The following is an 11,355-nucleotide window of genomic DNA, read 5'->3' on the forward strand; positions in this document are numbered from 1 at the left end:
CCTTCTATTATTTCTCAATCTCTTTGTCTGTACGTGGGTCGATGAGTTTAACTGCATCTGCAACACGTCCATACTGTCCACATGACTTCTCATAAGCTGTGTTAGGGTCATCACCCTTCTTAATGAAATCAGTCATCTTACCAAGGTTAACGAATTTATATCCAATGATCATACCCTCTTCATCAAGAGCGATAGCATTTACATATCCTTCAGCCATCTCAAGATATCTAGGACCCTTCTTTAATGTACCGTACATAGTACCAACCTGTGAACGAAGTCCCTTACCAAGATCTTCAAGTCCGGCACCAATAGCAAGTCCGTCCTCTGAAAATGCGCTCTGTGAACGACCATATACGATCTGTAAGAATAACTCTCTCATAGCTGTGTTGATAGCATCACAAACAAGGTCTGTGTTAAGAGCTTCCATAACTGTAAGTCCCGGAAGGATCTCTGCTGCCATAGCTGCTGAATGAGTCATACCTGAACATCCAACTGTCTCAACTAATGCTTCCTGAATAATTCCTTCCTTAACATTTAATGTCAGCTTGCAGGCACCCTGCTGTGGTGCACACCAGCCAATACCATGTGTAAAGCCTGAAATATCCTTTACTTCTTTTGCCTGTACCCATTTTGCTTCTTCTGGAATTGGAGCACATCCATGATGTACGCCCTGTCCAACTGGGCACATGTTTTCAACTTCCTGTGAATAAATCATTGTGAATCTCCTTTCGAAATATGAAAATCTGCTTAAAGCGGTTATGAATATCTATTCTTTTTTCGTAACCATCAGACATATTTTCTCATAAACCGTCAATTAAGTCTATACCAATTAATAAAAAATATCAATAAGTTTGTCTAAAAATTTGCCATGTTTTTAGATTCATATTATAATTATTTTGGTTTGCTTTTATCTTTTTAGATTTCGGTAAACCAATCCTACATTGTATAAAGAAAAGAGGAATACATATGCGTTTTATAGATCTACATGTCCATACAACTGCTTCGGATGGTTCTTTTACTCCATCTGAAGTGTGCCAGATGGCTCTTGATAAGGGACTTGCCGCTCTGGCGATCACCGACCACGATACGGTTGATGGAGTCCCGGAAGCAATCCGGTTCATGGAAAATCATCAGCCGGTCCCGGATACACAGGATTCTCTCCCTATGGAATTGATTCCCGGTATCGAACTTTCGTGCAACTATGGTTCACGCGAGATCCATATTCTGGGCTTCTATATGGACTATACCAATCCCGGACTTCTTGCTGAATTGAACGCTTTAAAAGATGCACGTTTTAATCGAAATGTGGAAATGTGCAAGCTGTTTCAGCGTGACGGCATCGATATGACCATTGAAAAACTTCAAGAGGGAAATCCGGATACAGTCATTACCCGTGCGCATTTTGCAAGAGTTCTGATTGAGGACGGCATTGTCAAGAACAAGGATCAGGCATTTAAAAAATACCTTGGCGAAAAATGCAGATACTATCTTCCGAAACCGGAGGTCACATGTGAACGTGCTCTCTCGATCATCAACCAATATGGCAAATGTGCAGTTCTCGCACATCCATTACTCTATAAGCTTGGTTATAACCAGATTGAGGAATTACTGGACTATCTGAAACCACTTGGGTTAAAGGGCTTAGAAGCTTATCATTCTTCTAATAATTCCTATGAGAGCGGAAAGCTCCGAGCGATCGCAGACAGACATGACTTGTTTGTCTCCGGCGGTACGGATTTCCACGGTGTGATCAAACCAGACATCTCTCTCGGAACCGGTCGCGGCGGTATGCGGATCACCACCGGAATTCTGGACAATATAAAAGCGCATCTTTTTTGAAGAACAGAAAAAAATCTCCATATTCAGATTTTCTACTGAACATGGAGATTTTTCTGTTCTGACATCTTCTTATCTAAAAAGATATTCTTTATTTCTTTTCCTTATCTTCTTCCACTACTGCTGCATTCTTCTTTTCAAGCTCAGCAACTGCATTCTTATGCATTGGAATACGACAGTTCTTGTTATTACCAAACTCAACAATGATAGTTGTGTCATCTACAATATCAAGGATTGTGCCATAGAAACCACTGGTTGTCATAATATTGTCACCCGGTTCCATCTGGTTATGCATTTCCTCTGTCTTAGCCTTCTGCTTCTTCTGTGGACGGATCATCATGAAGTAGATAATTGCAGCAAAGATCAGGATATATACAACGATAAACATTGTGCTGCTACCTGTATTTGCTGGTGTACTACCGCTTAAAACCATTCCTAATGTGTTCATAATATTCTCCTTCTAAACTTCATTTGATGTTAAACTCTCTATCATAGACTTTTTATACGATGCATATGAGCCTTCTTCGATAGCCTGTCTAATCTCTTTCATCATATTATTATAAAAATACAAATTATGCAAGACGCAAAATCTCATACCAAGCATTTCATTTGCCTTTAACAGATGTCTGATATAACCTCTGCTGTAATGCTGACATGCCGGACATCCGCAGCCTTCTTCAATCGGTCTGTCATCTGTCTCATATTTTGCATTCTTCAGATTCAGTTTTCCATGTTTTGTGTATACATGTGCGTGTCGTCCGTTTCTGGATGGATATACACAGTCAAAGAAATCCACACCACGGTCAACTGCTTCGAGTATATTGATCGGCGTTCCGACACCCATCAGATAAACCGGCTTATTCTCAGGAAGATATGGCACGGTTACATCCAGAATATGATACATTTCCTCCGCTGTCTCTCCAACAGCCAATCCACCAATAGCATACCCCGGCAGATCCAGCTCCGCAATTCTTTTTGCATGGTCAATACGAATATCCTCATATACTGCGCCCTGATTGATTCCGAATAGCATCTGTTCCTTATTGATCGTATCCGGCAGGCTGTTTAAACGTGTCATCTCTGCCTTACAGCGCTCCAGCCAACGATAGGTTCTGGCAACCGAATTCTCCACATAAGAACGTTCCGCCTTTGCAGGTGCACACTCGTCAAACGCCATTGCGATCGTAGATGCAAGATTAGACTGGATCTGCATACTTTCCTCCGGTCCCATGAATATCTTGCGTCCATCTACATGCGAGTTAAATGTAACGCCTTCTTCTTTAATCTTTCGAAGTCCTGCAAGCGAGAACACCTGAAATCCGCCGGAATCCGTAAGAATCGGACGATCCCAATACATAAACTTATGTAAACCGCCCATTTTCTTCACAACCTCATCACCCGGTCTTACATGTAAATGATAGGTGTTTGATAATTCAATCTGACAGCCGATTTCTTTCAGATCTGTCGTAGCAACTGCGCCTTTGATCGCAGCAGCAGTTCCCACATTCATGAATACAGGAGTTTCCACTGTACCATGAACAGTCGTAAAGGTAGCTCTTTTTGCTCTGCCATCTTTACAAATAATTTTATACATAATTACTCATTCTCCTTTAATATTCTTTCTCTATAATGCCCCAGTCTGAACGGAAATGCAACAGTTTCTTCTTATTAATTTTATTCCTATCCACAATACGGTTGAAAATTGTAATATTTGTACCAAATATAATGACTATTTTTTATTTACTCACTCTATTTTTAGTCATATTTACTTGTTTTTTATCAATTTTCATCGTCCTTTACCGAACCTTTACCGAAAAATATTGACTTTTTGTGCAATCTTCCTATAATGATAAACGGAAAAAAAATATTATAAATAAGAAGAGATACTACCATTATGATTTTCAGGTATCTCTCAAGAAGGAGGAAACATGTTAGCATCCATCTTAGCAGTAACCATCTTCCTGGCTATGTTTGTGCTGATCGTTCTTGATAAGATCGAACATTATCTTATAACGCTGGGCTGTGGATTACTCACCATCATCTTTGTCCTTGGTATCTGTCTGCACAGTGGACAGGCTATCATGGAAGTGTTAAACGTTAAAAGCATTTTTACAACCAGCTTTTGGCATACAGTTGGACAAGCATCTGAAGATTCCAACGGTATCAGCTGGGCGACCATTATTTTTATCGCCGGTATGATGGTCATGGTTGAAGGTATGAAACGTGCAGGTTTCTTTACATGGCTCTGCATGCTGATTGCAAAGCTTGTACGATACAGAATTGTTCCGATTCTGATCACCTTTATGATCCTGTCAGCATTTCTTTCTATGTTCATTGCAAGTATCACAGTTATTCTGTTCCTTGCAGCTGTAACAGTAGAACTCTCACAATTATTAAAATTCAATCCGGTTCCAATGATCTTGGCAGAAGTCTTCTGCTCCAACCTCGGTGGAACTGCTACCGTCTGTGGTGATCCACCAAACATTATCATCGGTACCTCACTTGGATTTTCATTCTTTGATTTCCTGACAAATACAGGTGTATTTGTTCTTATTTCACTGGTAATTATGATTGTCTATTTTTATCTTGCTTTTCATAAGGAATTAAAGCAAAATGAAGGTGGGGTTGATACCTCAACAATACCAAGTCCTTCAGAAGCAATTACAGACAAATCCGGATTTATCTTCAGCTGTGTTATTTTCCTGCTTTCTGTTGTTCTGCTTCTTACACAGACACAGACAGGGCTGACAGTTGCTGCGATTGGTGTTATAATAGCTATAATCACACTGATCTGTTCCGGCAGACATGGACTGGAACTTTTAAAGAAGATTGATTACAAGACACTCTTATTCTTTATTGGTTTATTTGTTGTCGTTGGTGGTTTGGAGCAGACCGGTATTCTGGAAGTCATTGCAAAATTCATCAAAAACGTCAGCGGTGGAAATATGTATATCATGGTTGCTATTATCATCTGGCTCTCAGCTATCTGCAGTGCCTTTATCGATAATGTTCCATTTGCTGCTACTATGGTTCCTGTTATCAAAGAACTTGCAGCAGGTAATGGTGGGGTTCTTGCCGTCCTTGCCTATTCATTAGCCATTGGTACAGATATTGGTGGAAATGCAACGCCTATCGGTGCTTCCGCAAATGTTGTTGGTACTTCAGTAGCTGCTAAAGCAGGTCATCCGGTCGGATGGGGCGAATATTGTAAGAAGATGGCTCCTGCTACTATTCTTGTTATGATCATTTGTACACTCGGTGTATTTATTCGATATAACAGCGTCTTCTAAGAAACTTACATATTTTTAGGGAGGTTATAAAATATGGACAAACAGGTTATTATCACAATCGGTCGTGAATATGGAAGTGGCGGACATGTAATTGCTCAGGACATTGCAAAACGTTTTAATGTCCCATATTACAATCGTAATCTAATTGAAGAAGTTGCAAAACAGAATAATTTTGATACAGATAATATTAAAGACTATGATGAGTCACCTAGAAAATATCTGTTCTCTCGTACCGTTCAGGGATACAGCAATTCTCCGGAAGAGATTCTTGCCGGTCTTCAGTTCGATTTTATAAAAGAAAAGGCAGCATCCGGAGAATCCTTTGTAATTGTTGGCAGATGTGCCGACTATATATTAAAGGATATGGATTGTGTAGCTTCATTCTTTATTGTTGCTGATAACGAAGCAAAGTTACAGCGTACTATGGAAACCAAGCAGTTATCCCAACGTGATGCTGAAGCTACGATCAAACGTCATGACCGTAACAGAAAAACATATTACAAGGATCACACTGATATGGAATGGGGCAACAGTAAGAACTATGATATGACGATCAATTCAACCGTCCTGGGCTTCAAAAAGACCGCCGATATCATTGAAGATTTTGTAAAAACAAAATTTGATCTGTAATTCCTAATTTACTGATAAAAACAAAGCCGGGTATGAAATATCATATCCGGCTTTCTGCTTTATTCATATCTCTCGTCAATTACACGTTTTGTCTTCTTCTCACTTCTTGGAAGCACCCCAATCTCTACAACCTTAACAAGTGGGGTAAATCCAATCCGACTCTTTACTCTCTCTGCAATACGCTTAGATAACTCTACGAAATCTACGCTTCCATCCGTCTCTACATAGATTCTCATTGTATCTTTTCCATCCAGATGGGAGATGCGAATCTGATATTCACTTGATAATTCAGGGAACTCCTTCAATACTTCTTCAATCTGGCTTGGGAATACATTTACACCTTTAATCTTCATCATATCATCCGTTCTTCCCATAATCACACCTAACCTTGGATGCTTGCATCCACATGGGCAATCTCCCGGAATAATTCTTGAAAGATCATGTGTACGATAACGAATCAGAGGTGCACCCTCTTTTACAAGCGTTGTTATAACAATCTCACCCATTTCGCCATCCGGAACCGGCTCTAAGGTTACAGGATCAAGAATCTCGATATAGATATAATCATCCCAGTAATGCATACCGTTGTCATATTTACAGCTGATTCCGATACCCGGTCCATAGATCTCTGTCAAACCATAGATGTCATATAATTCAATTCCCAGTTCCTCTGAGATACGTTTTCTCATCCTTTCGCCCCAGCGTTCAGAACCGATCACACCCTTCTTCAGGCAAATCTTATCTTTGATACCACGTTTCTCGATCTCCTCTGCAAGAAGAAGTGCATAGGAAGACGTCGAACAAAGGACAGTAGATTTCATGTCCTGCATCATCTGAAGCTGTTTATCCGTATTTCCCGGTCCCATAGGTATGACCATAGCACCCAACTTCTCTGCTCCATTCTGGAAGCCGATTCCTGCCGTCCAGAGTCCATATCCCGGTGTGATCTGAATACGATCCATATTCGTGATACCTGCAAGCTCATAACAACGCTTGAACATGATTGCCCAGTCATCTACATCCTTTGCTGTGTATGGAATAATAACCGGAAGTCCTGTTGTTCCTGATGATGAATGGATACGAACGATCTCACTTTCCGGTGCTGTCATTAAACCAAGTGGATATGCATCTCTCAGGTCTTTTTTTTCTGAAAATGGAAGCTTCTTAAAATCCTCCGGTGTCGAAATTCTTGTAATTCCTGCTTCCTCCAGCTTCTTTCCATAAAAACTTTCAGCCTTAATCAATGCTTCGATCTGTTTATTGACCTGACTGATCTGTAACTCTGAAATCTCCATTATTTATCCTCCAAACTTTCTATTTTATAAAATATTTTTATTGTATATAATCAAGTGCTCTGAAATTCAGCTCATGTAATTTTTCCGGCAATCTTTTTATCAAAGCCTGTTTGATATCTTCTTTTTCAAGTCCAAGCATACCGGTCGAGATTGCGGCTCCCAGCATCAAGACATTTAACACCTTTGCAGACCCAAGAGTTTCACATGCCTGATCTGTATCGATCACCAAAACCTGATCTACCTGTGTCTTCAGATATTCGATCATAGATGCTCCGTTATAACCGGTCTTCGCCAGCGATGCTGTAACCGGCATAACCGCACGATTGCTGACGACAACTGCTCCGTTTTTTTTCAGATAAGGAAGCATCCGCACCGTTTCTCCCGGTTCAAATCCCAGGATCATATCTGCTGTTCCTTTTGCTATCATTGGTGAATACAGATTTTCACCCATTCTTACGTGGCTGAATACGCTTCCTCCGCGCTGTGCCATACCGATCGTTTCCGCACTCATAACCGGGATTCCTTTCTCCATAGCTGCGGCTGCGATCAGCTTGGATGCAAGCACTGTTCCCTGTCCACCGACACCACACAGAATAATATTCTTATTCATTATGCCTGCCCCCTTTCTTCTTGTCCGTCCCCGATTGCATGTACCGGGCAGAGTTGGCTGCACAAAGTACATCCTGTACAGAGACTTTCATCGATACAAACCTTGCCTTCAAATGCGTAAAGTGCCGGACAGCCGATCTCTCTGATACATTTCTGGCAACCTATACATGCATCTGTATCTATATGCATACATCTGGACGACTTCGTAATGGCTATACATGGAGATTTGAAAATAATTGCCTTCACACCCGGTTCTGCTGCAACACGCGCAACTGTCTGTACCGCTGCTTCATGCTCAAATGGATTGATCGTCTCTACTGTCTTAAGACCAATTCCCTTTAAGATACCAACAATATCAATCTTATTTACAATATCTCCCATCATCGTATGTCCGGTTCCAGGATGTGGCTGGTGTCCTGTCATAGCCGTCGTGGAATTATCAAGAACGATCAATGTCATATCTGCCTGATTATAAACCGCATTTACGACGCCGGGAATTGCTGACGCGAAGAATGTAGAATCTCCAACAAATGCAAAACATGTCGTATCCGGTTCTGTATGATAAACACCCTGCGCAATTCCAAGCCCTGCGCCCATACACAGACAAGTGTCAACCATATCAAGCGGCATGGCATTTCCAAGTGTATAACATCCGATATCTCCACAAAAGATTGTCTTCTTTCCCTTCATAGCGCATTTTACATCATAAAAGGAAGCACGATGAGGACAACCTGCACATAATACAGGTGGACGTACCGGAAGCTCCGGCATCTCTGCCAACTCTTCCGACTGATTGTTCTTTTCACCTGCGGTAAGCGCCTTGTACCGGTCTACTGCAATACCCTGATCCAATAAGAACTGTGTGATACTGTCCTTTACACTGTCAATCGTGTTCTCACCTGAGGCTGCTACATGACCGGTCAGCTTACCATAGATCTTTACCGGGAGATGATATTTGCCCGCTATATAGGTAAGCGCACGTTCGATCACCGGATCTAATTCTTCCACACATAAAACCGCATCTAACTGTTCCAGATATTCAACTGCTTTTCGCTCCGGGAACGGAAATGGGGTCGCTACTTTAAATATCGCTATTTTTTCTGCATCGTCTCCCAGGGCTTCCATTGTATATGTATAATTGATTCCACCGGTTGCAATACCAAATCTTGTCTCTATCTTCCTGCTCACAACATTTCTGTCATATTCAGAAAAGGCATCCCCCAGCTCGACATTTCGCTTTTCAATATTACGATGTGCCTGAAAGGACAGCTTCGGGAAAATAACCCACCGTTTGGAATCTTTCACAAATCCTTCCGATTCATTCTTTTTGTATTCTGCCGCATCCTTTACTTCAATCGTTGCATATCCATGACACACTCTTGTTGTCGGTCTTAAGAATACAGGTGTTTTATATTTTTCCGAGTACTCAAAGGCCTCCTGTACCATTTCATAAGCTTCCTGTGCCGATGTAGGATCAAAGCATGGAACCTTTGAAAATGCTGCAAATGTCCGCGTATCCTGTTCTGTCTGTGATGAGATCGGCCCCGGATCGTCGGCAACCAGAATCACCATACCGCCTTTTACTCCCACATACTCCAGACTCATCAACGGATCAGATGCCACATTTAATCCGACCTGCTTCATTGTTACCATAACTCTCGCTCCTGAATAAGCAGCACCGGCTGCTACCTCCATGGCAACCTTCTCGTTAACCGACCATTCTACATAACAGTCATTTGTTCTGTTCTTTGCAACCGTCTCAAGTACCTCTGTCGATGGCGTTCCCGGATATCCGGAAATCAAATTTACCCCGGCAGCAATTGCCCCAAGCGCAATTGCTTCATTTCCCATTCGAAATTCCTTATGCATCTTTCTAACTCCTGTAATAATCTTGTGAATAATTTTTATTATAAATCTTTAAAATGAAATTCTTTCTTTCCTGTTGCATAATCATCTACAATCTGTCCACATCCAAACAGCTTGTATTTATAAGTAACAAGCCCTTCCAGACCAACCGGACCTCTTGCGTGGATCTTTCCTGTACTGATTCCAACCTCTGCACCAAAACCATAACGGAAACCATCCGCAAACCTAGTTGAACAATTCTGATAAACTCCGGCAGAATCTACCATCTGCATAAATAATTCTGCAGTTTCCGCATTTTCGGTAATGATACTGTCTGTATGATGGGAACCGTATTTATTGATATGTGCGATCGCATCATTTACCGTATCTACAATCTTAACAGAAACAATCAGATCCAGATATTCTTTGAACTCCTGTTCACCGATTGTCTCTCCGCCAATCAGATCTGTTACTTCCTTTGTTCCACGAAGCGTAATTCCATTTTCCTTTAATGCTTTTGCAAGAACCGGAAGAAATTTTCCTGCTATATCTCTATGGATTAACAAAGTTTCCACTGCATTACATGCTGCTGTATACTGGGTCTTTGCATCGATAATAATCGGAATCGCTTTATTTGGATCATAATCTCTATCTACATAAATATGACAGATTCCATCTGCATGTCCCATAACAGGAATCTTTGTATGATTCATAATATACTGAACGAAACTGTTCGATCCTCTCGGTATCAGAAGGTCAACCGTCTCATGACACGACAGAAGTTCATCAATCTCACTGTGCTGCTCTGCCTGAAGCATACAATCTGCCGGCAACCCTGCATCTATTATACTATCATGTATAATCTGAAACAGGATACGATTGGTATATGTTGTCTCCCTACCACCCTTTAGTATCGCACAATTTCCACTCTTAATACAAAGAGATGATATCTGAACAAGTGCATCCGGTCTTGCTTCAAAAATAACTCCGATAACACCAATCGGACAGCTGACACGATTCAGAACTAATCCCTCATCCAACTGGCGTTTTAATGTCACCTTCCCTAATGGGTCAGGCAGAGCAACTAACTGCTCAATTCCTTTTATAACATCTCTTAGTTTTCCCTCATCAAACTTCAAGCGTTTCTTCACTGCCTGTGCAATATGATCTTCTTCTGCCGCTGCCAGATCTCGTTTATTCTCTTCAAAAATCTTTGCCGCATTTGCCCTTAAATTCTCTGCAACCATTAGAAGTGCTTTATTTCTCTGTTCTACAGAGGAAGCTGCCAGATAAGGTGCTGCCGCTTTCATTTTTATTGTTTCTTCTTTTATTCCCATACCTTTTTCAATAGCTGCCTGCTATTATCGTTCCTTCCTATTACAATACATCTGTAATTATTGTTCTTATTTATCTGATATAATATATCAGAATAATACCCTTTTTCACACAGTTTATGTATGATTCACCATATCTATTTTATAGATTTATGTATATAATTGCAATAAAAATACATAATCTTTTACCATTATATCAGTTTTTATATACCATAACAGCCTTCAATATCCGGCTATCTAAGAATAACATGCCGTTGCTTTTTAATTTTTATATTTTACAATCTTTTATGAGGTACAGAATGATTATTTCATATTTCAAATTAATATTTATAAACAAAAAAAGAAAGCGTTTTGACGCTTTCTTTTTTTAAACTATTTCATGTACCTTCAGAATTTCATACAGAAAGTCTTGCGACTTCATCTTTTCCAATCTCTTTCTCGCTTATCTTTCGAACCTCTCAGGATAAGTCTTCGACCTATTAGTATCTGTCAGCTGAATGCGTTACCGCACTTACA

General features: G+C 40.6%; 10 protein-coding genes. 3 read left to right on the forward strand and 7 right to left on the reverse strand.

Going from position 1 to position 11,355, the window contains the following annotated elements; genetic code table 11:
• Positions 1-7: 7 nt before the first annotated feature.
• Positions 8-715, reverse strand: coding sequence for a nitrogen-fixing protein NifU (locus GT641_RS11535; RefSeq protein ID WP_008401546.1), 708 nt, complete (start codon positions 713-715; stop codon positions 8-10).
• Positions 716-966: 251 nt separating this feature from the next.
• Between GT641_RS11535 and GT641_RS11540 the strand changes: the two genes are divergently transcribed.
• Positions 967-1,839, forward strand: a complete 873-nt coding sequence (locus tag GT641_RS11540) for a PHP domain-containing protein (RefSeq protein WP_161117625.1) — start codon at positions 967-969, stop codon at positions 1,837-1,839.
• A gap of 88 nt (positions 1,840-1,927) precedes the next feature.
• On the opposite strand, the gene yajC is transcribed toward GT641_RS11540, so the two are convergent.
• A complete protein-coding gene (yajC, locus tag GT641_RS11545) occupies positions 1,928-2,284 on the reverse strand; it encodes a preprotein translocase subunit YajC (protein ID WP_008401544.1) in 357 nt (118 codons plus the stop codon).
• A gap of 12 nt (positions 2,285-2,296) precedes the next feature.
• Positions 2,297-3,430, reverse strand: a complete 1,134-nt coding sequence (tgt, locus tag GT641_RS11550) for a tRNA guanosine(34) transglycosylase Tgt (protein WP_008401543.1) — start codon at positions 3,428-3,430, stop codon at positions 2,297-2,299.
• A 334-nt stretch (positions 3,431-3,764) separates the two neighbouring features.
• Here tgt and GT641_RS11555 point away from each other — a divergent pair, with 334 nt between their 5' ends.
• Together GT641_RS11555 and GT641_RS11560 are read left to right on the forward strand one after the other, a co-directional pair.
• Positions 3,765-5,126: an SLC13 family permease gene (locus GT641_RS11555; RefSeq protein ID WP_008401541.1), complete on the forward strand. Its 1,362-nt coding sequence runs from the start codon at positions 3,765-3,767 to the stop codon at positions 5,124-5,126.
• Between the two features lie 33 nt (positions 5,127-5,159).
• Positions 5,160-5,756, forward strand: a complete 597-nt coding sequence (locus GT641_RS11560) for a cytidylate kinase-like family protein (RefSeq protein WP_161117626.1) — start codon at positions 5,160-5,162, stop codon at positions 5,754-5,756.
• A 59-nt stretch (positions 5,757-5,815) separates the two neighbouring features.
• On the opposite strand, the gene GT641_RS11565 is transcribed toward GT641_RS11560, so the two are convergent.
• Genes GT641_RS11565 through GT641_RS11580 form a run of 4 tightly spaced genes read right to left on the reverse strand, consistent with a single transcriptional unit; the run spans position 5,816 to position 10,842 of the window.
• Positions 5,816-7,051, reverse strand: coding sequence for a phenylacetate--CoA ligase (locus GT641_RS11565; RefSeq protein ID WP_161117627.1), 1,236 nt, complete (start codon positions 7,049-7,051; stop codon positions 5,816-5,818).
• A 37-nt stretch (positions 7,052-7,088) separates the two neighbouring features.
• Positions 7,089-7,661, reverse strand: a complete 573-nt coding sequence (locus GT641_RS11570) for an indolepyruvate oxidoreductase subunit beta (protein ID WP_008401537.1) — start codon at positions 7,659-7,661, stop codon at positions 7,089-7,091.
• Complete coding sequence (gene iorA, locus GT641_RS11575; RefSeq protein ID WP_161117628.1) at positions 7,661-9,529, reverse strand: indolepyruvate ferredoxin oxidoreductase subunit alpha; 1,869 nt, start codon at positions 9,527-9,529, stop codon at positions 7,661-7,663. Before iorA ends, GT641_RS11570 begins: the two co-directional genes overlap by 1 nt.
• A gap of 38 nt (positions 9,530-9,567) precedes the next feature.
• The gene (locus tag GT641_RS11580) at positions 9,568-10,842 is read right to left on the reverse strand and encodes a glutamate-5-semialdehyde dehydrogenase (protein WP_008401535.1); all 1,275 of its coding nucleotides are present in this window, start codon (positions 10,840-10,842) and stop codon (positions 9,568-9,570) included.
• Positions 10,843-11,355 lie beyond the last annotated feature (513 nt).

This window comes from Clostridium sp. BIOML-A1, from assembly GCF_009874105.1.
Taxonomy (GTDB): Bacteria; Bacillota; Clostridia; order Lachnospirales; family Lachnospiraceae; genus Coprococcus.

Coding starts and splice junctions, on each gene's coding strand:
- iorA (WP_161117628.1), bottom strand. CDS start 9,529: ATGCATAAGGAATTTCGAATGGGAAATGAAGCAATTGCGCTTGGGGCA.
- GT641_RS11540 (WP_161117625.1), top strand. CDS start 967: ATGCGTTTTATAGATCTACATGTCCATACAACTGCTTCGGATGGTTCT.
- GT641_RS11535 (WP_008401546.1), bottom strand. CDS start 715: ATGATTTATTCACAGGAAGTTGAAAACATGTGCCCAGTTGGACAGGGC.
- GT641_RS11565 (WP_161117627.1), bottom strand. CDS start 7,051: ATGGAGATTTCAGAGTTACAGATCAGTCAGGTCAATAAACAGATCGAA.
- GT641_RS11570 (WP_008401537.1), bottom strand. CDS start 7,661: ATGAATAAGAATATTATTCTGTGTGGTGTCGGTGGACAGGGAACAGTG.
- yajC (WP_008401544.1), bottom strand. CDS start 2,284: ATGAACACATTAGGAATGGTTTTAAGCGGTAGTACACCAGCAAATACA.
- GT641_RS11560 (WP_161117626.1), top strand. CDS start 5,160: ATGGACAAACAGGTTATTATCACAATCGGTCGTGAATATGGAAGTGGC.
- GT641_RS11555 (WP_008401541.1), top strand. CDS start 3,765: ATGTTAGCATCCATCTTAGCAGTAACCATCTTCCTGGCTATGTTTGTG.
- tgt (WP_008401543.1), bottom strand. CDS start 3,430: ATGTATAAAATTATTTGTAAAGATGGCAGAGCAAAAAGAGCTACCTTT.
- GT641_RS11580 (WP_008401535.1), bottom strand. CDS start 10,842: ATGGGAATAAAAGAAGAAACAATAAAAATGAAAGCGGCAGCACCTTAT.